This is a genomic window from Micromonospora terminaliae, from assembly GCF_009671205.1.
Taxonomy (GTDB): Bacteria; Actinomycetota; Actinomycetes; order Mycobacteriales; family Micromonosporaceae; genus Micromonospora; species Micromonospora terminaliae.
The window spans coordinates 6602748-6623019 of sequence record NZ_CP045309.1 but is presented as its reverse complement, the minus strand read 5'-3'; the positions used below and the strand labels follow the sequence as shown (position 1 = coordinate 6623019).

At 74.7% G+C, this 20272-nt stretch carries 21 protein-coding genes; 7 read left to right on the top strand and 14 right to left on the bottom strand.

What is annotated here, in order from left to right; all coding sequences use genetic code 11:
* Positions 1 to 5 precede the first annotated feature (5 nt).
* Positions 6 to 728, top strand: a complete 723-nt coding sequence (locus tag GCE86_RS30870; RefSeq protein ID WP_154230176.1) for a YqjF family protein — start codon at positions 6 to 8, stop codon at positions 726 to 728.
* Between the two features lie 4 nt (positions 729 to 732).
* Here the strand turns inward: GCE86_RS30870 and yidD are convergent, their stop codons facing one another.
* Positions 733 to 1095, bottom strand: coding sequence for a membrane protein insertion efficiency factor YidD (gene yidD / locus GCE86_RS30865; protein ID WP_239543222.1), 363 nt, complete (start codon positions 1093 to 1095; stop codon positions 733 to 735).
* Positions 1096 to 1140: 45 nt separating this feature from the next.
* Positions 1141 to 2310, bottom strand: coding sequence for a phosphotransferase family protein (locus GCE86_RS30860; protein WP_154230174.1), 1170 nt, complete (start codon positions 2308 to 2310; stop codon positions 1141 to 1143).
* Positions 2311 to 2416: 106 nt separating this feature from the next.
* On the opposite strand from GCE86_RS30860, the gene GCE86_RS30855 reads away from it, so the two are divergent.
* Positions 2417 to 2995 (top strand): hypothetical protein, encoded by a 579-nt coding sequence (locus GCE86_RS30855; RefSeq protein ID WP_154230173.1) that lies wholly within the window; start codon positions 2417 to 2419, stop codon positions 2993 to 2995.
* A gap of 16 nt (positions 2996 to 3011) precedes the next feature.
* On the opposite strand, the gene GCE86_RS30850 is transcribed toward GCE86_RS30855, so the two are convergent.
* Positions 3012 to 4184, bottom strand: coding sequence for a hypothetical protein (locus GCE86_RS30850; RefSeq protein WP_154230172.1), 1173 nt, complete (start codon positions 4182 to 4184; stop codon positions 3012 to 3014).
* Between the two features lie 254 nt (positions 4185 to 4438).
* Between GCE86_RS30850 and GCE86_RS30845 the strand changes: the two genes are divergently transcribed.
* Together GCE86_RS30845 and GCE86_RS30840 are read left to right on the top strand one after the other, a co-directional pair.
* Positions 4439 to 5980, top strand: a complete 1542-nt coding sequence (locus tag GCE86_RS30845) for a gluconokinase (RefSeq protein ID WP_154230171.1) — start codon at positions 4439 to 4441, stop codon at positions 5978 to 5980.
* A gap of 46 nt (positions 5981 to 6026) precedes the next feature.
* A complete protein-coding gene (locus GCE86_RS30840) occupies positions 6027 to 7544 on the top strand; it encodes a GntT/GntP/DsdX family permease (RefSeq protein WP_154230170.1) in 1518 nt (505 codons plus the stop codon).
* Positions 7545 to 8051: 507 nt separating this feature from the next.
* Here GCE86_RS30840 and GCE86_RS30835 read toward each other — a convergent pair.
* From GCE86_RS30835 to GCE86_RS30815, 5 genes are all read right to left on the bottom strand, one after another.
* The gene (locus GCE86_RS30835) at positions 8052 to 8336 is read right to left on the bottom strand and encodes a putative quinol monooxygenase (RefSeq protein ID WP_154230169.1); all 285 of its coding nucleotides are present in this window, start codon (positions 8334 to 8336) and stop codon (positions 8052 to 8054) included.
* 50 nt (positions 8337 to 8386) lie between these two features.
* Complete coding sequence (locus GCE86_RS30830; RefSeq protein WP_154230168.1) at positions 8387 to 9145, bottom strand: MerR family transcriptional regulator; 759 nt, start codon at positions 9143 to 9145, stop codon at positions 8387 to 8389.
* A gap of 160 nt (positions 9146 to 9305) precedes the next feature.
* Entirely contained in the window at positions 9306 to 9938 is a 633-nt protein-coding gene (locus GCE86_RS30825) for a hypothetical protein (protein ID WP_154230167.1), read from the bottom strand.
* 128 nt (positions 9939 to 10066) lie between these two features.
* Positions 10067 to 12346: a putative bifunctional diguanylate cyclase/phosphodiesterase gene (locus GCE86_RS30820; RefSeq protein ID WP_208818052.1), complete on the bottom strand. Its 2280-nt coding sequence runs from the start codon at positions 12344 to 12346 to the stop codon at positions 10067 to 10069.
* Between the two features lie 130 nt (positions 12347 to 12476).
* Positions 12477 to 12995 (bottom strand): helix-turn-helix domain-containing protein, encoded by a 519-nt coding sequence (locus GCE86_RS30815; protein WP_208818051.1) that lies wholly within the window; start codon positions 12993 to 12995, stop codon positions 12477 to 12479.
* A 56-nt stretch (positions 12996 to 13051) separates the two neighbouring features.
* On the opposite strand from GCE86_RS30815, the gene GCE86_RS30810 reads away from it, so the two are divergent.
* Positions 13052 to 14005 (top strand): S41 family peptidase, encoded by a 954-nt coding sequence (locus tag GCE86_RS30810; RefSeq protein WP_154230166.1) that lies wholly within the window; start codon positions 13052 to 13054, stop codon positions 14003 to 14005.
* A 4-nt stretch (positions 14006 to 14009) separates the two neighbouring features.
* On the opposite strand, the gene GCE86_RS30805 is transcribed toward GCE86_RS30810, so the two are convergent.
* The 4 genes from GCE86_RS30805 to GCE86_RS30790 are packed head-to-tail and all read right to left on the bottom strand — an operon-like array spanning position 14010 to position 17097.
* A complete protein-coding gene (locus GCE86_RS30805) occupies positions 14010 to 15509 on the bottom strand; it encodes a hypothetical protein (RefSeq protein ID WP_154230165.1) in 1500 nt (499 codons plus the stop codon).
* 55 nt (positions 15510 to 15564) lie between these two features.
* Positions 15565 to 16644, bottom strand: coding sequence for a hypothetical protein (locus GCE86_RS30800; protein ID WP_154230164.1), 1080 nt, complete (start codon positions 16642 to 16644; stop codon positions 15565 to 15567).
* Positions 16645 to 16684: 40 nt separating this feature from the next.
* A complete protein-coding gene (locus tag GCE86_RS30795) occupies positions 16685 to 16861 on the bottom strand; it encodes a hypothetical protein (RefSeq protein ID WP_154230163.1) in 177 nt (58 codons plus the stop codon).
* A 2-nt stretch (positions 16862 to 16863) separates the two neighbouring features.
* On the bottom strand, positions 16864 to 17097 hold the full coding sequence (locus GCE86_RS30790; RefSeq protein WP_154230162.1) for a zinc-ribbon domain-containing protein: 234 nt from the start codon (positions 17095 to 17097) through the stop codon (positions 16864 to 16866).
* Positions 17098 to 17218: 121 nt separating this feature from the next.
* On the opposite strand from GCE86_RS30790, the gene GCE86_RS30785 reads away from it, so the two are divergent.
* Together GCE86_RS30785 and GCE86_RS30780 are read left to right on the top strand one after the other, a co-directional pair.
* A complete protein-coding gene (locus GCE86_RS30785) occupies positions 17219 to 17548 on the top strand; it encodes a YciI family protein (protein ID WP_091269466.1) in 330 nt (109 codons plus the stop codon).
* A gap of 5 nt (positions 17549 to 17553) precedes the next feature.
* Positions 17554 to 18756 carry an RNA polymerase sigma factor gene (locus GCE86_RS30780; protein ID WP_154230161.1) on the top strand — a complete coding sequence of 401 codons (1203 nt, stop codon included), beginning with the start codon at positions 17554 to 17556 and terminating at the stop codon, positions 18754 to 18756.
* A 58-nt stretch (positions 18757 to 18814) separates the two neighbouring features.
* Here the strand turns inward: GCE86_RS30780 and GCE86_RS30775 are convergent, their stop codons facing one another.
* Both GCE86_RS30775 and GCE86_RS30770 read right to left on the bottom strand, forming a co-directional pair.
* The gene (locus GCE86_RS30775) at positions 18815 to 19666 is read right to left on the bottom strand and encodes an SRPBCC family protein (RefSeq protein ID WP_154230160.1); all 852 of its coding nucleotides are present in this window, start codon (positions 19664 to 19666) and stop codon (positions 18815 to 18817) included.
* Positions 19659 to 20219 (bottom strand): winged helix-turn-helix domain-containing protein, encoded by a 561-nt coding sequence (locus GCE86_RS30770; RefSeq protein WP_091269462.1) that lies wholly within the window; start codon positions 20217 to 20219, stop codon positions 19659 to 19661. Before GCE86_RS30770 ends, GCE86_RS30775 begins: the two co-directional genes overlap by 8 nt.
* Positions 20220 to 20272 lie beyond the last annotated feature (53 nt).

Sequence of the window (20272 nt, the reverse complement as noted above, 5' to 3'; positions counted from 1 at the left end):
GAGGCGTGGACGTCGAGCCGGTCGACTGCGCGCCCGTGCGGGCGTTCCCGCGTGCCTGGCTGCGGCAGCGCTGGCAGGATCTCACCTTCCTGCACTGGGCGGTCGCGCCGGAGGTCGTCGCGCCGCTGCTGCCGCCCGGCACCCAGCCCGACACCCTCGACGGGCTCAGCTACGTCGGGCTGATCGGGTTCCGGATGGTCGGGCTCGGTCTCGGCCGGGGGCCGGGTGTGCCGTACTTCGGCACCTTCTGGGAGACCAACGTCCGGCTGTACTCCGTCGACGGCACCGGGCGGCGGGCCGTGGTGTTCCGCTCGCTGGACGCGTCCCGCCTCGTGCCGGTGCTGGTCGCGCAGCTGAGCCTGCGGCTGCCGTACAAGTGGTCGGCGATGCGGCTGGAGCGGGACGGGGACCGCCTCACCTACCGCTGCCGCCGGCGCTGGCCCGGTCCCGCCGGGGCGTCGAGCCGGATGGCGGTGCGGGTCGGCGAGCCGACGCCGCTGGAGCACTTCCTCACCGCCCGCTGGGGCCTGCACACCCGGGCGTACGGGCGCACCCTGCACCTGCCGAACTGGCATCCGCAGTGGCCGTTGCACCGGGCCGAACTGCTGCACCTGGACGACGACCTGGTCACCGCCGCCGGGTTGCCGCCGCCGGCCGGGCCGCCGGTGAGCGTGCTCTACTCCCCCGGCATCCCGGTCGTGTTCGGCGGTCCGGCGCCACTGGGTTGAGGGGTCAGCGCAGCGGGTCGTGGGTGCCGCGCGGGACGTCGGGCCGGCAGCGGCGGACCCGGTCGGCGGCCAGCCGCCCGCCCACCGCGAGGCCGTACCGCTCCACGGCCGCCAGGCCGTAGGCACTGCAGGTGGGGGTGTAGCGGCACTGGGCGGGCCAGCGGTGCGACAGCCACCGGCGGTAGCCGAGGATGGCGGCGCGGCCGGCGCGGTCCACGGCCGGGCGGCGCACCACGCCGGCGGCGACCGAGCCGAGGGTCAGCAACAGCGAGAAGAGGCCGAGGTCGCAGCAGCCGGGGCCGTCACAGTCGGGCAGGTCGCAGTTGCACCAGTCCCGGTGCTTCTTCTTGTGGCGCCGCTTCCGCATGATCACGAAGCCATGATGCGACACCCACGCCAGCGCCCGACTCGGTCAGGTCGCTGCGGCGGCTCGGGCCAGGCAGGCCGGCACGTCGCCGTGGTGGTAGGGGTGTTCGCTCGGCTCGATGCCGGCCAGGAACATCGCGTACACGGCGGCCAGCCGCAGCTCGGCGACCGGCCGCAGCAGCTCGACGGCGCGCTGCGGGTCGCTGCCCGGCACGTCGGCCCGCCAGCGCGCCGCCCAGGCGTCGCGCAGCCGGCCCGCGACAGGCGGGTCGAGCGTCTCGGTGAGCCGCAGGATGTCGAAGGCGGGGTGACCGACGAAGGCGTCGCCCCAGTCGATGACGGTCCGCCGGGTCCCGTCGCCGCGGACGTTGCCGGGGTGCAGGTCCCCGTGGACGAGGGTGTCGGGCAGGCCGCAGTCGCGGACCTGGTCGAGCCGGTCGTCGAGGCCGGCGAGCAGGTCGGCGGCCACGCCCGGGTCGTGGGGGGCCAGCCGGTCGCGGATCCAGCCGGCCAGGGCCGGGCCGCGCAGATCGGGTACGCCGGCCGCGACCAGCCCGGCGGCCGCTCCGGCGGCGCGGAGCTGGACGGTGTGGTGGTCCGCCGCGACGGCGGCCCGCTCGGCCTCGTCGGCGCCGTAGCGGTCCTCGCCGGGCACGTGGTCGAGCAGCATCCGGCCGGTGTCGTCGGCGGCGAGCAGGGTGGGGGCGGTCGCGGGCGCGGCGGTGCCGAGCCAGCGCAGCACGGCCGCCTCGTGCCGGAAGAACGGGGGCACCTGCTTGAGCCAGGCGCTGCCCGCCGGGCCGTCGAGCCGCCAGATCGCCGACAGGTTCCAGGTGCGCTGCTGCGCCACGGCGGTCACCGGCCGGCCGAGCCGGCGCAGCTCGCCGGTGGCCCAGGCGACGCTGCGGGCCGGGCCGCCGGGCTCGGCGTACGGGGCGCGCAGCGGGTGCGGCGTGAGGTCCGCCGTTGCCGGGGTCAGGGGTACGGCGGGTGGCTCGGTGACCTCAGCGAGGTAGGTGACGTGGCCGCCCGGCGGTTCGGGGCGGTCGCCGGTGAGCAGCCGCAGCACGGCCACGTCGACGCCGTACCGGCGGCGGGCCTCGCCGACGATTGAGCCGGCCTCCTGCCACCACGGCTCCGGCACGTCGTACGGGGGCAGGGCGCCGAGGGGCCGGCCGTCGGCGTCGACGAGGACCAGGGTCACGGTGCGGGACACCTGCCGGACGCTAGCGGCGCGCCCCTGAGGGACGCGAACGGTTAATCCGGGGCCGGTGGGGGTGAGCCCGGATGTCCCCGGCCGGCCCGGCGACGAGGCTGAGGCCATGACCCTCACCGATATCCGGACGCGTCCCGCGTACCCCTGGTTGCGGCCGGCGGCCGTGACCGCGTCGCTGCTGCTGCTCGGCTACGGCCTGCTCCGCCTCATCGACCGGCTGGACGGGCACAGCGACAAGGGCGCCTGGGCGTGGAACACCGGGCACACCCTGTTCCTGATCGGCATCCTCGGGTTCGCGGCGCTGATCGTCGGGCTGCACGGCGTGCTGCGTACCCGCTCGACCCGGCTGCGGGCGGTGGACGACGTGGCGGCGCTGGCCGGCCTGGTCGGCGCGGCCGCCTTCGTGTGGGTGATCCTCGGCGACCTGTTCCCGCGCTTCGCCGACGCGGTGGACACACCGGACCTGGTGCTGCTGGGCGGGCCGGCGCTGTTCGAGGTGGGCCTGCTGGTGCTGCTGTACCGGGCCGCCGCGGCGCGGCTGCTGCCGGTGTGGGCGCCGGTGCTGACGCTGATCGGGTTCGTGGCCATCGCCGTGAACCTGGACCTGCTTCCGGTCGGCGCGGCCCTTGTCCTCGCCGGGTTGCTCCCGCTGCGGGCGACGGCCCGCCCGCCGCGCCTCGGCTAGGGTCCAGGCTGGACGGTCAGGCCCAGAAGGTGCGGCGGAAGCCCTGGTTGCCGGCGCACGCGTCGCGCCGCCCGCCGGTGAGGCTCACCGTGCCGTCGCGGCACTGCACGAGCCAGCCGCGGCCGGACCAGAAGCCGGGCACGCAGTCGAACCAGTCGCAGACCCCCCGGTCCGGCTTGCGGATCCGGGAGCCGCCGCAGAAGTCGTACCCGTAGGGGTTGGCCGGGGCGCCGCAGCGGCGTTCGGCGGCCGGGCGCGGCGTGGTGCTGCGGGTCGGCGGCGTGGGTCGGCTGTGCTGCGGCTCGGGTCTGGGCTTGACCTGGACGGCGGGGGCGATCGGCGGTGGCGCGGGTGCGGCGGTGGCCGCCGGGGTGGCGGTCGCGTCCGGGGTGGCCGCGGCGGCCCGGTCCGAGCCGGGGCGCACCGGCGGGTCGGACTCGAAGAGCATGGCCGGCACGATGAGGGCCAGGGCCAGGGCGACCGCGACGGTCCGCCGGCCGCCGGGCAGCAGCCCGGACAGCCGGGCCTGGGCCGGGGTGAGCACGGCCGGGCGTTCCGGCCGCTCCGCCTCGTGCTCCGCGATCAGCTCGTCGAGCTGGGCGACGACCGCGGCGCGTTGCTCGATCGCGTCGGCGAAGGCCAGGGTGAGCTTGAACCGGAAGTCGGCCACCGCGCCGGTGGGCAGCAGCAGGCCGGAGGTACGCCGCCGGTCGAGGACCTGGATCAGCGTGACCGGCGCCGCCGGGTCGTGGGACAGGCCGGTCATCCGCCCGTACGTCCAGTCGCGCCGGCCGCGCCCGCCGAGCAGGACGAGACGCCGGTTGGTGAGCACGGCGAGCCCGGCGTCGACGACCTTGACCCCTTCGGGGCGGCGGGGGCGCAGCACCGGCGGTTCCGGGTCGACGGTCAGCTCGGGGGCCGGCAGCACGGCGGTGTGCCGTACCTCGACCAGTTGCGCGGCCGGCAGCGTCCAGAAGACCACCTCGCCGGGGGCCAGCTCGATGGGCAGGCCCGCGCCAGCCTCGGTCGAGCCGTGGAAGGACCCGGCGAGGGTACGCAGCCGCCGCAGCTCCTCGTCGCGGTGTCGCCACGCCTCGTCGGCCGCGCGGAAGGCCCGCTGCCGCCGGCTGTTGTGCCGGTGCGCCCACCGGTAACGCCATGTGGAACCCGTCGAATCAGTCATCGCCACGCCGACTCCTCCGCCGCGCGAGCCCACCAATCGGGGTGTCATTCATGTCAACTGCGGCGCGGGGGTGCCAAGACACGCGCAAGTCGCTGATTTGACCGAATGGGTGATTGCGGGACACGTTAGGCGGAACCCTCCGTGTTCGGTGGCAGAGCTGCGGGCGGCGTCGCTTCGCCATGCGAGCGGGTCGGAGCGTCGGTAACGTCAGCCGCAGGGCGGGACGCGCCGCGACCCCCGGGACGCGAGGAGGTGCACCGGTGGGCGACCCGGCCGTCGTGGTGGGGGTGGACATCGGCACCACCAGCACGAAGGCAGTCGCGTACGACACCGGTGGCCGGCAACTCGCCACCCACTCGATCGGCTACCCCCTCGAGGAGCCGCGGCCCGGCTACGCCGAGCAGGACCCGGCACGAATCTTCGACGCGGTGGTCGGGTCGATCCGCGCGGTGGCCGAGGAGCTGCGCCCGCCGATCGCCGGCCTGTCGTTCAGCACCGCCCTGCACAGCCTCATCGGGCTGGACGCCGACGGCACCCCGCTCACCCCCTCGGTCACCTGGGCGGACTCGCGGGCCAGCGCACAGGCCGAGCGGCTGCGTGCCGTGCCGTCCGGGCTGGCCATCCACCGACGCACCGGCACCCCGGTGCACCCGATGGCCCCGCTGCCCAAGCTGGTCTGGTTCGCCGAGCAGCAACCCAAGCTGCACGAGCGGGTCGCGCACTGGGTGAGCATCAAGGACTACGTGCTGCTGCGGCTGGCCGGCGCGCTGGTCACCGACCACTCGGTCGCCTCCGCCACCGGCCTCATGGACATCCACCGGTTGATCTGGGACGCCGAGGCGCTCCGCGTCGCCGGAATCACCGAGGAGCAGCTCCCGCAGCTCGTCCCCACCACCCACGTGCTGCCCGGCCTGACCGCCGAGGCGGCCCGGGCCACCGGCCTGCCCGCCGACACCCCGATCGTGATCGGCGCGGGCGACGGGCCGCTGGCGAACCTCGGGATCGGCGCGGTGCACCCCGGCGAGGTAGCCTGCTCGATCGGCACCAGCGGCGCGATGCGGGTGATGGTGGAGCGCCCCGGCGTCGACCCGCTCGGCGGCGTCTTCTGCTACGCCCTGACCGAGAACCGCTGGGTGGTCGGCGGCGCGATCAACAACGGCGGGATCGTCCTCCAGTGGGCCAACGAGGCGCTCACCCCCGAGCTGGGCGAGCACGCCGAGGAGGAACTGCTCGACCTGGCCGCCCGGGCGCCCGTCGGCTCCGGTGGGCTGATCATGTTGCCGTACCTGCTCAGCGAGCGGGCCCCGCACTGGAGCGCGCTGCCCCGCGGCGCGTACGTGGGGCTGACCCACGGGCACGGCCGGGCGCACCTGGTCCGGGCCGCGCTGGAGGGCGTCTGCCAGCAGCTCGCGCTGGTCCTCGCCTCGGTCCGGGCGGCCGGCAACGAGGTACGCGAGATCCGCGCCAGCGGCGGCTTCGCCCGCAGCCCGCTGTGGCGGCAGATCCTCGCCGACGCGCTCGGCATGCCGGTGCGCTTCCCGGCCGGGCACGAGGGCTCCAGCTTCGGTGCGGCCCTGCTCGGCATGCAGGCGCTCGGCCTCATCGAGTCGATCGAGGTGGCCGCCGACCTGGTCCGGATCGAGGAGACGGTCCGCCCGGACCCAGCCTCCGCCGCCACGTACGCGGCCCTGCTGCCGCTCTTCTCCGAGCTGTACGACGCGCTCGTGCCGACGTTCGCGTCGCTGCGGCGGCTGGCACCGAGCCTGCCGCCGGAGCCACCACCCACCGCTCCTCCCCAGTGATCGCCCGTCCCGGAGGCACGGACGACTACCGAAGGTCGTGATTGCCGTGGTCACACTGCTCGCCGCACCAGCGGAACCCCTCACGAACGCCGGTGACACCCAGCTCGTCGTCGCCGCCCTGCTCGGCATCGCCGTGGTGGTGGTGCTCATCGCCTGGGGCAAGGTCCACCCGTTCCTGGCGCTGATCCTCGGCGCGGCCGTGCTCGGCGTCGTCGCCGGAGTGAGCGCCGACAAGATCGTCACCTCGTTCAGCGGCGGGGTCGGGTCCACCGTCGGCGGCGTCGGCCTGCTGATCGCACTGGGCGCGATGATCGGCGGCATGCTCGCCGAGTCCGGCGGCGCGGACAGCATCGTGGAACGGGTGGTCGGCCGGGTCTCCGGCGGCGCGCTGCCGTGGGCCATGGCCGGCGTGGCCGCGCTCATCGGCCTGCCGCTCTTCTTCGAGGTCGGCGTGGTGCTCCTGGTCCCGATCGTGCTGCTGGTCTCCCGCCGGGTCGACGTGCCGCTCATGAAGATCGGCATCCCGGCGCTGGCCGGCCTGTCGGTGCTGCACGGTCTGGTGCCGCCGCACCCCGGCCCGCTGGTCGCCATCGACGCGCTCGGCGCCAACCTCGGCCTGACCCTGGCCCTGGGCCTGCTGGTGGCGATCCCCACGGTGATCATCGCGGGTCCGGTCTTCGGCAACTTCATCGCCCGGTACGTGCCGGCCACCGCCCCCGAGGCGCTGCTGCCCACCCGGCGGCCGCTCGCCGTCGGCGGGGACCGGCGGCCGACCCGCCCCGGCGAGGGCCGCCTCGACGCCGACGGTGACCTGGTCACCGAGGACGACCTGGTCAACCCGGGCGCCGGCCGCCCCGGCGCACCGATCGACGAGCCGGCCGGCCCGCGCGCCCGCCGCGAACCGGCGCTCTGGGCCGCCGTGGTCACCGTGCTGCTGCCGGTGGTGCTCATGCTGCTGCGCGCGATCGGCGAGCTGACCCTGGCCGAGGACACCGGCGGCCGCAAGGCGCTCGACATCATCGGCACCCCGATCGTCGCGCTGCTCGCCGGCGTCATCTTCGCGATGATCTTCCTGGGTTACCGGACGGGATTCAGCCGCAGCCAGGTCTCCGGCTTCCTGGGCGGCTCGCTGCCGGCGATCGCCGGCATCCTGCTGATCGTCGCCGCCGGCGGCGGTTTCAAGCAGGTGCTCGTCGACGCGGGCGTCGGCAACCTGGTCGCGGACGCCGCCAAGGGCGCGAACCTGTCGCCGCTGCTGCTGGGCTGGCTGGTCGCGGTCGGCATCCGGGTGGCCACCGGCTCGGCCACCGTCGCCACGATCACCGCCGCCGGCATCGTGTCGCCCCTCGCGGCCACCCTCCAGGGCCCCGAGGTGGCGCTGCTGGCCCTGGCCATCGGCTGCGGGTCACTGTTCTTCTCGCACGTCAACGACGCCGGCTTCTGGCTCGTGAAGGAGTACTTCGGGCTGACCGTCGGGCAGACCATCAAGAGCTGGTCCGTGATGGAGACGATCATTTCGGTGGTCGGCTTCGCGGGCGTCCTCCTGCTCGATTTGGTGCTGTAGCCGACGCTTGTCGCACGCGGGCGCTCGACCGGATCGGTCGGGCGCCCGCTCGTCACCGCCTGTCGAGCTGATGTCGCAGACGACTCAACGGATCGCACGGTCCGCGCCGGCCGAGCCGCCAGCGCGACATGCGCCGACGACCGCTAGGGAGCTGACGTCGCAGACGACTCAGCGGATCGCACGGTCCGCGCCGGCGGATGACTCGCGAACGGTCCGCGCCGGCGGGTCGGGGCCCGGCGGGGACGTGCCTGGCAGCGGCTACGAACTCGATGACGTGGACGATTCGCGCTGGTAGCGGCGAACGGTCACTGGAGGCCCGGCGGGGGCCCCGCTCCGTGACATCACCATCGACTCAGCTCGAAAGCGCGCCACCAGCAGTCGCCGCACCAGCTCGGGGCGGTCTCGCCCGCCGATCTTGGAGAGTTGCTCCTCGGGCGGAACGACAACTCTCCAAGATCTGGCCGGCACTCGGCAGACACGCACAGCGGCCCGCCCGGACGGACCGGGTCAGGGCGCCTCGACGCCGGAGATGCGGAACCGGTGCACCTCGGCGCCGAGGATCATCGCCGCCTGCTCCGCGTCCGGGCCGGAGCCGCGGAAGTCGAGCAGTTGCTCGTCGGACTCCCACCGCTCGTAGACGTTGATCCGGCCCGGCTCGACCAGGTCGGCGCTGACCGCGAAGTCCACACAACCCGGCGCCGAGCGGGCCGCCCGGACGACCTCCGTGCAGGAGGACAGGTAGGCGTCCCGCTGGGCCGGGTCGACGTAGAGGGTGCCGGCGACGATGATCACGTGACCTCCCGAGGGTGAGCCGTCCGGCCCATCCTGGCACCCGGGGCCGGTCAGGCCCGGCTGATCGCGTTGGCGTGGATGGCCTCGTTCAGGTACGCGGCCAGCCCCGGCCGGATCTTCTCGTAGTACGCGGTGAACCGCGGGTCGGCCAGATACATGTCCGCGAGCCCGGTGTGGACCTCGTACGAGCAGTCGTAGAACCAGCGGCTGATGAGCTGTCGGTGCTCCTCGGCCAGCGCCATGGCCTCCGGCGAGTCGGCCGCGGCGCCCGACGCCATGAGCTCGGTGATCTTCCGCCCCCACTCCTCGTTCTCGGCCTTGTTGCGGAGCCAGTCCTCCTTGGTGTAGCGGGCGGCCCGCTCGGTCGACTGCCGGTACGCGTCGGTGCCGCCCCACCGCCGCTCGGCCTCCTCGGCGTGCTCGTCCGGGTCGAAGTCCCCGAACACCTCGAAGCGCTCCTCCGGGGTGAGCTGGATGTCCAACTTCCTCGCCTCCATCGCGAGTTCGATCGCCGCGACCATGTCCCGCAGTTTCCCGATCCGCCCGGTCAGCAGCTCGTGCTGCCGGCGCAGGTGCGGCAACGGGTCGCCGCCCGGGTCGTCGAGGATCTCGGCGATCTCCTCCAACGGGAACCCCAGCTCCCGGTAGGCCCGGATCAGCTGCAGCCGCTCCAGGTCCGCGTCGTCGTAGCGGCGGTAGCCGGCCGCCGTGCGGCCGCTCGGCGAGAGCAGCCCGATCTCGTCGTAGTGGTGCAGCGTCCGGACCGTCACCCGGGCCGCCCGCGCCACCTGACCCACCGTGTATGCCATGGGTTCCCTCCCTTCCGCGACCAAGGCTGCCGCCTCCCGTTGCGTGAGGGTCAAGCCCGATTCTGCGACCCGCGCCACCCGGCCGGGGCCGGGAACGGCGATCGCCCCCCGGCCTCCCGGGGGGGGTGGGAGGAGGCCAGGGGGCGATCGGTGGGCCGGGTCAGGCGGTGACCCGCTCCTTCTCCGGGGCGGCGAACGTCGCGCTGGCCGGGGTCCGGAAGGCGTGCACCAGGCCGGCGACCGAGAGCAGCAGGAGCAGTGCCGCGCCGAGGTACATGGCCAGGGCGCCCTGCTCGGCCTTGCGGCCGAACTCGCTGAACCCGTACGAGGTGAGCAGCAGGCCGCGCAGCGTCTCGCCCTTGAACACGGTCTCCCGCTGGGCGGTGACGTCGGCGAGCTGCTTCTGCAGGTCGGCCAGGTTGGCGGCCTTGGCCTGCTCGGCCTGGGCCACTTGCTCGCGCAGCGCGGTCTGCGGGGCGCCCAGGTCGGCGTACGTCTTGCCGCCGCCGATCGACTTGAGGTGCAGGCCGATGTACTCGTTGGCGTAGCACTCGGCCTGCTTGCCGGTGGTGAGCGGCTTGCCGGCGTACTCGCGCAGGCAGTCCGCCTTCTTCTCCTCGTCGCTGAGCTTGTCGGCCGGGGTGAAGCTGATGTGCTGGGCGGCGAGCTGGTCGTGCACGTAGCGGTTGGCGAAGTTGGCGTTCGTCGTCAGGACGACGCCGACGACGAGCAGCAGGACCGCGAGGCCCAGCCCACCGATGCTGAACAACAGGTCGAGCGTCCGTCGCTTCATTTCTGGCTCCCGTGTGGATGGTGTCTCTCGTTGCTTGCGACACCATCGTGGCGGTGGACGGGGCACCACCAGCAGGGCCGAATCCCCCGTCCTGCCCGGGACCTTCGACCCTGCGCCGGCCGGGCCTGTCAGCGGGCGGCGTCGACCGGGGCGAGCGTGTGAAGCAGGTCGGACAGGGTGGCCGGGCGGCCGTAGCGCCAGCCCTGGCCGTGCAGGCAGCCGATGGCGGTCACCGCGGCGTGCTGGCCGCCGGTCTCCACGCCCTCGGCCACCACGGCCAGGTCGAAGGCGCCGGCGAGCCGGTTGACCATCTCCACCGTGGCGTACGCCCGCGCGTCGTCGGCGTCGAGGCGGGCCACGAAGGACCGGTCGATCTTCAGCTCGGTGGCCGGGATCCGGTGCAGGTAGCTCAGCGAGGAGTAGCCGGTGCCGAAGTCGTCGATGGCGATGCCGACCCCGAGGTCGCGGAGCTGGGTCAGCCGGTCGAGCACCGCCTCGCTGCCCTCGATGAGCGCCGATTCGGTGAGTTCCAGGGTGAGCGCGCGGGGTGGCAGGCCGGCCGCGCCCAGCGCCTCGGTGACCGTGGCGATGAGGTCGGGCCGGCGCAGGTGGGCGGCCGCGATGTTGACCGCCACGGTGACCTCGGGGGCCCGCTCACGCCAGGTGGCCGCCGCCCGGCACGCCTCGTGGATGACCCACCGGTCGATCGCCAGGACCAGCCCGGTCTCCTCGGCAAGCGGCAGGAACCGCGCCGGGGTGAGCACCCCGAGCCGGGGGTGCCGCCAGCGCACCAGCGCCTCGGCGCTGCGTACCGCGCCGGTGGGCAGGTCGACGATGGGCTGGAACTCCATGAGCAGTTGCCGCTCGTCGACCGCGCGGCGCAGGTCGGCGATCAGTTCGGCGCGGGTGACGGCCGATTCCCGCAGCTGTGGCGTGCAGGTCCGGTACGCGGACTTGCCGGCCGCCTTGGCCGCGTACATGGCGATGTCGGCGTCGCGCAGCAGGTCGGTGTGGGAGGTGTGCTGCGGGCCGTACTCGGCGATGCCGATGCTGGCCGACGGGTGCACCCCCAGGTCCTCCTCGCCGGGCAGCGGTTCGAGGGCGGCGAGCAGCCGGAGGGCGAGCCGCTCGGGCGGCACGGGCCGGTCACCGGCGACCAGCACGGCGAACTCGTCCCCGCCGAGCCGGGCGATCATCCCGTCCGGGCCGATCGCGTCCTGCATGCGCTCGGCGATGGTGCTGAGCAGCCGGTCGCCCGCGGCGTGCCCGAAGCGGTCGTTGACCTGTTTGAACCCGTCCAGGTCGAGCAGCAGCACGGCGACCGGGCCGCCGTCGCGCAGCGCCCGGCGCAGCCGCCGGGTGAAGGTGAGCCGGTTGGGCAGGCCGGTGAGCTGGTCGGAGTACGCGAGCCGGCGCAGCCGGGCCACCAGCCGCAGGTTCTCGTTGGCGGCCAGACCCTGGCGCAGCGCGAGCACGCCGAGCAGCGTCATCATGCCGAGGAAGATGAGGTGCGGGGTCTGCCCGGTGGGTCGGCGGGCGAGCACCACGGCGACGATCGCGCCGCCCACCGGCAGGTAGGGCAGGGCGACCCGCCACCAGGGCGGCAGCGGCGATTCGCCGGTCTCCTCCTCACCCTCGCAGGAGGGTGGCGGCGGGTAGCGGGTGGCGAGGCCCATCAGCAGGTAGCTCAGCGGCCAGCAGACGTCAATCGGGTGGCCGGGGGCGTAGTCGCCGTGCGCGACGAGCGAGACGTAGACGGCGTCGGCGGCGGCCCGGGTGGCCAGGCCGACACCGATGACGGTCAGCGCCCGCCACATCGGACGGCCGGGGCCGGCGACCGCCACCAGGATGGTGAGCTGCATCAGGTCGAGCATCGGGTAGAGCAGCCCGAATGTGCGCAGTGGATCGGCCAGGTCGGCGTCGGCGAGGTCGCGGAACACCACGACCCAGCCGATCGGGATGAGAGCCAGCCCGACGATCACCCCGTCGAGCAGGGTGCGGGCCTGCCCGACGAGGCTGCGCGGGGCGGCCGTGGAGCAGAGCAGCGCGGCGGTGCCGGTGACGATGCCGGCGGTGAACAGCCCGCCGACCAGTGCGGTGTTCGGCAGCTCGCGCCCGCCCAGCCGCTCGATCGTCCACACCGTCCGGCCCAGCGCCGCGAGGACCATGGTGGCTGCGAGCAGGGCCCAGAACCGGCGCAGCGGGGCCGGGTGCCGCCTTGCCGCGCGGGTACAGGCCACCGCCGCCCAGCTCGACAGCGCCACGGCGCCGAGGTCGCTGACCAGGGCGGCACCCGGAAGGCCGGCCACCAGCCACACCGCTTCTCCGAGTACGACGAGGGCGGCCGCGACGAGCCCGACACGGCCGGAGAGCGGGCGACGGGCCGGCGCCACGGCGGCGAGGCTCACGTCGTGCTGCGGTACAACGGATTCGCTCCGGCTCTCTCTCAGACGTGCACCCTCGACGGTGAGGACCGGGTTGCGGACGGCGCAAGCCTAGCCAGGCCCCGGTGCCGCCGCCAGGGCCGTTCGGCGTGGGTCAGCGCCCCGACGGGCCGGGCTGGGCGGGGTGGCCGTGGCGGTAGAGGGAGACCAGGATGCCGTACCGGGGCTGGTCGGCGCCGGCCTCCTCGGCCTCGCCGACCAGCGCGTCGAGGGTGGCCCGGAGCCGCTCGGCCTGGGCGGGGGTGAGCCGCAGGTGGCGCAGGTGCAGCAGCGCGTCGGGGTCGCCGGCCAGTTCCTCGGCGACCGCGCCGAACAGCGCGCTGGTGGCGCCGGCGTCGGCGGTCTCGCCGGTCAGGCGGCGGAAGGCGCGCTCGTGGTACTGCTCGGTGCCGCCGCGGACCTGGCGGGTGTGCGCGGTGCGGACCATGCCGGCCTCGGTGAGCACCTTGAGGTGGTGGGCGACGGTGCCCTTGGCCGCGCCGAGCCCGCTGGCGAGCTGGCTGATGGTGGCCGGCCCGGACCCCAGCGCGAAGAGCAGCCGGTGCCGGAACGGGTGGGCCAGCGCCTTGAACTGGGCCGGGGTGCGGATCTCCAGCTCGGTCTCGGGGTTCACCCGTAAAGCGTCTAATTCTCTTGACGCTTTGTCAACCGGGCTGCTCTACTCAGGACATGCATCAGGATGAGATCACCGACATCGTCGAGCGGGCCGCGAAGCTGGTCGCCGAGCAGTACGTCTTTCCCGAGGTGGCCGGCCGGATCGCCGCCCACCTCGGCGACCGCCTCCGCGCCGGGGCCTACGCCGGCGCGACCGACGCCGCGGCGCTCGGCGCGCTGGTCACCGCCGACCTGCAGGAGGCCAACGGCGACCTGCACCTGCGGCTCAAGCACCACGAGACGCCGCTGGCCGACGTGGCCGACGACCCGGCCGAGGTGCAGTTCGTCCAGCTCGCCGCGCGGACCATGGGCGGCATGGCCCGGGTGGAACGGCTGCCCGGCAACGTGGGGCTGCTGGAGATCGCGCCCTACCTCTTCCCGCCGCAGCTCGCCGGTGACCTCCTGGTCGCCGCGCTGCGGCTGCTCGCCGGCACCGACGCGCTCCTGCTCGACCTGCGCGGCAACCGGGGCGGCAGCCCGGACATGGTGGCACTGGTCTGCGGCTGGTTCTTCGCCGAACCGGCCCACCTGCACACCATGCACGAGCGGGCCGGCACCACCCACCAGTACTGGAGCGCAGCCTGGATCCCCGTGCCCCGCTACGCCCCGGACAAGCCGGTGCTCGTGCTGACCGGCCCGGAGACGTTCTCCGGCGGCGAGGAACTCGCGTACGACCTCCAGCAGCTCGGCCGGGCCACCGTGGTCGGCGAGCGGACCAGGGGCGGGGCGCACCCGCGGGTCGGGCACCGGCTGCACCCGCACCTGGAGCTGACCGTGCCGGTGGCCCGGCCGGTCAACGCCGTCAGCGGCACCAACTGGGAGGGCTGCGGGGTCGCCCCCGACGTGGAGACGCCGGCCGGGGCGGCGCGCGACGTCGCGTACCGGAGGGCACTGGAGGCCCTGCTGGCAGCGGACCGTCCGGGGCCGGCGGCGGCCGAGGCGCGCGAGGCGCTGGCCACCCTCGGCTGAGGCGTCAGGACCACTCCTCCGTGGGGGCGTCGGGAGCGGGTGCCACGGTCGGCGGACCGCCGTGGGTCCACGGGGTCTCCTCCGGGGCGGGAAAGGCGCCGACCGGCAGGAAACCGTCCGACAGGGTGGTGAGGCAGAGCCGCTCCCCCACCTCCGGCACACTGCCCGGCGCGGCGGTCAGCCCGCGCCCCATCCCGCCGGACAGCTCCAGCACCACCTCGGTCTTGCCGTCCGCGGCCGGGGTCACGAAGACGACCTTCGCCTTCTGGCCCGGCCGGGCCGGCGAGTGGAGCGTCGCGCCGACCGGCACGAGCACCGGCTCGGTGGTGACCACCTGGATCCGGGGGCGCAGCACCGGCCGTCTGCCGGTGTCGTCCACCCGCTTCGGGTCGGCCAGGGTCACGTCGCCCACGAACGCCTCGCCGGTGAGCCGGTGCTCGGCCATGACCAGCGGGTCGTCGTAGGCGCGCTGGACCGCGTAGGAGGTGAGCGCCCGCTCCAGCCGGTGCAGGCGCGCGGCCGCGGCCACCGCACCGTCCCGGCGGGGCTGCGGGCCGCCGCCGGCGTCGACGTGCTCGGCGTGCGCCGTGAAGGCGTCCTTGTCGCCGTCCCAGCGGCCGGCCACCCGCGCGCCGGGCGGCAGCGCGCGGAGCAACCCGACGCCGCGCCACATCAGCTCCCACGTGGGCGTCAGCTGGTCGCGCAAAAGCCCTTCCAGCTCCGCGTACGCGGCCGCGCGGGCAACCGGGTCGTCCTCCGCCCGGGCGTACGCCTCGATGGCGGGCGCGAGGCGGTGGTTGTCGAGGTCCGGGTCGGTGGCCGGGCCGGCCGGTGGGCAGCGGGCCGGGTCCTCGGCACGGGCGGCCGCCTCGGCGCCGGTCAGTCCGGGCGGCGGGTCGAGCCAGCCCAGCAGCGCGGGCAGGTGCAGGTCCTCCAGGGCGCTCTGCCCGGTCGCCCAGTGCAGGGTCAGCGCGTCGGTCAGCGCCACGAGCGCCGCCGAGCCGGGGTGCTCGGCGCGTTCGGCGAAGAAGGTCAGCCAGCGGCCGAGCAGCGGCACCGACGGGTGCACCGGATACTCGCCGTCGGGCCGGCGGAACCGGGTGGAGCGGCCGAACAGCCGCAGGAAGGTGATCCCGGCCGGGTTCGGCACCAGCAGCTGCGGGGCGTCGACGTAGCGGTGCCGGACGTCCCGGCCCCGGTCGATCGGCACCGCCTCGGTGCGGTCCCGGAACTCGTCCAGGTAGGGCAGCACGATCCCGGCCAGCTCGGCCGCGAACGCGAAGCGCTGGTCCCGGTTGCGGGGCTGCGGCACGACCAGCAGCCGGGCCTCGTCGGGCGCGGCGCCGACCAGGGCCGCGAGCGGGGCGTTCGCCTCGCCGGCCAGGGCGAGCGGCACCACCACCAGCGGGCGGTCGGACAGGTGCAGGTGCCGGACCGTGGCCACCGGCTGGGCTACCCCGGCGGCGACCGCCTGCGCCTGGGCCAGCGCGCGCAGTGTGCTCACCGGATCCTCCCGCCGGGGTGTGGGAACGGACTCAGGCGAGGGCGTCGGGGCGTACTCATGCGGGGTGGCCCGTGAGGGCGTCGGCGCGCAGGCGCGCGGCGGCGCGCAGCAGCGCGGCGGCCTCCGCCTGCTCCGGTTCGGGGGCGCGAACGCCGTCGGCCAGCGCCAGCACCTCGGCCACCTCGGCGACGCCGCCCAGCGCCTCGCGGACCGGACGGCCCAGCGCGCCGGTGTGGCCGCGCGCCTCGTGCCGGCAGTAGTAGGCCAGCTCGCAGGCGGCCAGGCAGTCCGGCGCGTAGTTGGCCGGAACACCGGTGAGCGCGCCGGCCAGCGTGGCGGGATCGGCCGTGAGGTCGGCGGTGAACCCGGCCGGCACGGCGGCGAGCAGGTCGTCGATCCGCGCCATCCGGTCGAGTTGCCGCCGCAGCACCAGCAACTGCTTGCGCACGTCGAGGAGGCTGGCGACCGGCCGGTTGGCGAAGTCGCGCGGGCACACCAGCACCACCTCGTGCGAGACGAGGTCCGGATCCCGCCCCTCGGCGGCGAGCAGGTCGCGCAGCGCCAGCACGTAGACGGCGGACTGGATCGCGGCGGCCGCGACCTTGGCCGGGTCGGCCTGGCCGTCGATGACCGGGAAGGACTTGACCTCCACGACGTGGAAGCGGCCGGCGAGCCGGGCGGCCACCAGGTCCGGCTCCAGGTGCACCCGGCGGCCGGCGACGTCCAGCCCGAGCAGCGGGTGGTCGAACAACGCCGGCCCGTCGCCGGGCGCGGTGAGGGCGGCGCGGGACCGCTCCGGCCGGTCCTCGTCGCCGCCCAGGTCGGTCCAGGTGGCGCCGTCCGGCACCGGTACGCCCAGCCGCTCCGCGACCAGGCGCAGCAGCTCCGCCCCGCCGTCGGCCTTCACCTGGGCCTCGAACGCGTTGCCCCGGGTGATGGCGAAGCGGGACTGGCCGAACCGGGCCGGGAAGCCGACCCGCTCGGCCAGCTTCGGCTTGTCGACCCCGGCGCTGTCCAGCACGGCGCGGCGGGTGCAGCCGGGGTTGCCGGTCAGCGCGGCGATGGTGCGGGCGTTGTGCCGCCGGGGCGGCACGCCACCCCGGATCTCGGCCAGGCGCTGCGCGGTGTCTGTCATGATCCGCCAGGATAGGCGCTGCCCGCCGCTGCGCCACCGCTCAGCGGCCGGCGGACCGGTTCCAGGGGGAGCGGGGCGACTGGGCGCCCGCCGTGGGCCGGGTGCGGCGGTGGTGCCGGCGACCGGGCGTGCAGGGCGGGCGGGAGACGGTGTGCACCGGCGCGGCCGGCGGGGTGACCGGCTGGCGGCCGATCAGCCAGCAGAGGAAGCGCGCCACGGTCAGCCGACCGGGAGGCGCTCGGCCTCGGCCCGGGAGACGTCGTACTCGGCGCCGCAGACCGTGCACTGCTGCGTGTAGCGGGTGCGCACGGGGATCAGTGGGATGAAGAAGAGGGTGAACTTCGTGGCGCGCCGGGTGATGACCTGGGCGGCCCGGTTGCCGCAGTTGCGGCACACCTGGGTGACGACGCCGGACCGGTCGACCTTGGTCCGGAGCCCGAAGATGAAGAACATCGCCCGGCATTACCCCGCCGGGCCCCGGAAATCACCACCGATATTTTCTTCCCACGGCTGTCCGGATGCGCGGCGCCCGTTCGTCAGGGTGGTTGGAAGCACGACCGACAGGAGTGAAGCGATGAAGTACATGATGCTCGTCTGCACCGACACCCAGCCCGACCGGAACCCGGACGCCGCGCCCGACATCGAGAAGTGGGTGGCTGAGCGGGACGCCAACGGCCAGCGGCTGACCGGCAGCCGGTTCGCACCCCCGTCGGCCGCCACCACGGTCCGGGTCCGCGACGGCGAGCTGCTGCTCAGCGACGGCCCGTTCGCCGAGACCAAGGAGGTCATCGTGGGCTTCGACCTGCTGGAGTGCGCCGACCTGGACGAGGCCGTCGAGGTGGCCCGCGCCCACCCGATGGCGTACGCCGGGCGCATCGAACTGCGCCCGCTGGTGGAGGACTGATCCGGATGACGGACGCGGCCGGGGCGGTCGCCGACGCGGGCGCCGAGGCGTACCCGCGGATCGTGGCCGCCCTGATCCGCGTCACCGGCGACTGGACCCTCGCCGAGGACTGCGCCCAGGAGGCCCTCGCGGCGGCGCTGGAGCGCTGGCCCCGGCAGGGCGTGCCGGACAACCCGGGCGGGTGGCTCATGACCGCTGCCCGCAACCGGGCCGTGGACGTGCTGCGCCGGGCCAGCGTGGAACGCCGCAAGCTGCGCGACCTGGCGCTGCTCACCGATCCCGCGCCCGCGCCACCGGAGGGAGACGTGGTGGACGACCGGCTCCGGCTCATCTTCACCTGCTGCCACCCGGCGCTGGCCCTGGAGGCGCGCGTGGCGTTGACCCTGCGCACGGTGGCCGGGGTGCCGACGGCGGACATCGCCCGCGCCTTCCTGGTCACCGAGTCGACCATGACCCGCCGGCTCACCCGGGCCAAGGCCCGGATCGCGGCGGCCGGCGTACCGTACCGGGTGCCGACCGGGCCCGCGCTGGTCGAGCGCCTGCCGGGCGTGCTGGGCGTGCTCTACCTGCTCTTCACCCGGGGGTACGACGCCGACGGCGAGCCCGCGTTCGCCGCCGAGGCGATCCGGCTGGCCCGGCTGCTGCACACGCTCCTGCCGGACCAGCCCGAGGCGGCCGGGCTGCTCGCCCTGTTCCTGTTGCACCACTCCCGCCGGGCGGCCCGCCGCGATCCGTCCGGCGACCTGCGCACCCTCGAGGAGCAGGACCGCACCCGGTGGGACCGGGCCGCCATCGCCGAGGGCGTCGCGCTGCTGGACCGGGCCGGCGACGGCCCGTACGCCCTCCAGGCCCGGATCGCCGCCGTGCACGCCACCGCCCCGACCGCCGCCGAGACCGACTGGCCGGCCATCGCCGGCTGCTACGACGCGCTGGTCGCGCACCAGCCGACCCCGGTGGTCCGGCTCAACCGGGCGGTGGCCCACGGGTTCGCGTACGGCCCGGCCGCCGGGCTGGCCCTGCTCGCCGAGGCCCGGGCCGGCGGCGCGCTGGACGGCTACCCGCCGGCCGTGGCCGCCGAGGCCGAGTTGACCGCCCGCCGGGGCGACCCGGTACGCGCCGCCGCGCTGTTCCGGGCCGCCGCCGACGCGGTCCGTTCCGATCCGGAGCGGCGGGCGCTGCTCCGCCGGGCCGCCGAGCTGGCGTCCTGATACGTCAGAAAGGGCCCCTACGCGCCTGAGGCGTCGAGGGGCCCTTCCTCACACGGGCTCAGGCGTTGCTGGGCATCTCCTCGGCCAGCCAGATCGGCTGCCAGTCGGCCATCTCGTGGAAGCGGCGCAGCTCGGCGAGCCCGGCCACGCTCCCGGTCCAGGCCGCGTACGGGGGGTTGGTCTCGTCGAAGCCGGACTGCACGAAGGTCAGCTTGGTCCGGCCGCCGGACTCGGCCAGCTCCCAGGTGCTGACGCCGGTCGGTCCCCAGTCGACGGAGAGCGCCCGGCCCGGCGTCAGGTCGACCACCTTGGCCGCGTAGCCGGCGTCGAAGCCGCCCATGGCGTACCGGCCGCCGACCCACGGCTCGATGCCGATGGGGAAGCCGAACCAGGCGCTGGCCTGCTCGGAGTCGGTGAGCGAGGTCCAGACCTTGTCCATGGGCGCGTCGATGAGCAGCTCACCGCGCAGGTCGGCGGACGTGAAGTCGGTGCGCGGCAGCAGCGGGCGCCCCTCCAGGTGGGCGTTGAGGTTGGCGATCGCGAGCGCCCAGAAGGTCTGCAGGACACCGCGGATGCTGCTGCCGCTCATCGCCTCCTCGAAGCTGAAGTGGCTCTGCCGCAGAGTGAGCAGGGTGTCCTTGTCCTCCGGCGTCAGCTCGAACTCGGTGGTGGTCTCCACCCCGTCGAGCGTCCAGGCGAAGCGCAGCGTCCGCTCGTCGGCATGCAGCAGGCGCTGGTGCGGCTCGGCGCCCTCGGGCGTGTAGCGGCCCCAGAACTCGTAGCGCCGGGGCAGCTCGACCTCGGCGTGCTCGGCCAGCCACACGCGCAGCTCGGCCGGGTCGGTCAGCGCGTTGCGCACGGTCTCGACCGGAGCGGCGAGGCGGGCCCGGACGGTCAGCAGGTCACTCATGGTTGTCGCCCTTCGGGTAGCAGGCCACGGCGAGCTTGAAGGCGTCCCCCTCGGCGCCGCCGTAGCGAGTGAAAAGGTCCTGCAGCGTCGACTGCAGGTCGTGCAGGAATTCCTGCCGCCGCTCGGCGGGCACCCGGATCTCGCCGGAGACGCCGATCGACGGCAACTCGGGGGCGGTGCGGTCCAGCGCGGCGATGTCGGCCTGGACCTCCTCCATGAGATCGAGCAGGTAGCCGAGACTCAGCTCGTCCTGCGCCCGGCGCGCCCCGCCGATCCGGCCGACCAGCCGCGGCGAGAGCCAGTAGGACCGGGCGACGGCCTGGTAGATGCCCTCGCTGATGCCGCGCACCCGCCGCTCGGCGACCTGCTCGGCCAGCCCGGCCGCGACGAGTTGCTTGACGTGGTAGTAGACGCGCTGCGGCGTCTGCTCCAGCCGGGCCGCGATCTCGGTGCAGGTGCGGGGCTCGGCCAGCTGCCGCAGCACCTCGATGCGCTGCGGCTTGAGCAGGGCTTCGGCCTGCTCGCGCTCTTCCAGGTACAGGACGTCTCTCATGGCAAAATCAGTTTGTACGTACAAAACTTCTTTGTCAATGGGTTCGGCGAAAG

Coding starts and splice junctions, on each gene's coding strand:
- yidD (WP_239543222.1), bottom strand. CDS start 1,095: ATGCGGAAGCGGCGCCACAAGAAGAAGCACCGGGACTGGTGCAACTGC.
- GCE86_RS30855 (WP_154230173.1), top strand. CDS start 2,417: ATGACCCTCACCGATATCCGGACGCGTCCCGCGTACCCCTGGTTGCGG.
- GCE86_RS30830 (WP_154230168.1), bottom strand. CDS start 9,145: ATGGCATACACGGTGGGTCAGGTGGCGCGGGCGGCCCGGGTGACGGTC.
- GCE86_RS30825 (WP_154230167.1), bottom strand. CDS start 9,938: ATGAAGCGACGGACGCTCGACCTGTTGTTCAGCATCGGTGGGCTGGGC.
- GCE86_RS30810 (WP_154230166.1), top strand. CDS start 13,052: ATGCATCAGGATGAGATCACCGACATCGTCGAGCGGGCCGCGAAGCTG.
- GCE86_RS30800 (WP_154230164.1), bottom strand. CDS start 16,644: ATGACAGACACCGCGCAGCGCCTGGCCGAGATCCGGGGTGGCGTGCCG.
- GCE86_RS30790 (WP_154230162.1), bottom strand. CDS start 17,097: ATGTTCTTCATCTTCGGGCTCCGGACCAAGGTCGACCGGTCCGGCGTC.
- GCE86_RS30785 (WP_091269466.1), top strand. CDS start 17,219: ATGAAGTACATGATGCTCGTCTGCACCGACACCCAGCCCGACCGGAAC.
- GCE86_RS30780 (WP_154230161.1), top strand. CDS start 17,554: ATGACGGACGCGGCCGGGGCGGTCGCCGACGCGGGCGCCGAGGCGTAC.
- GCE86_RS30775 (WP_154230160.1), bottom strand. CDS start 19,666: ATGAGTGACCTGCTGACCGTCCGGGCCCGCCTCGCCGCTCCGGTCGAG.
- GCE86_RS30770 (WP_091269462.1), bottom strand. CDS start 20,219: ATGAGAGACGTCCTGTACCTGGAAGAGCGCGAGCAGGCCGAAGCCCTG.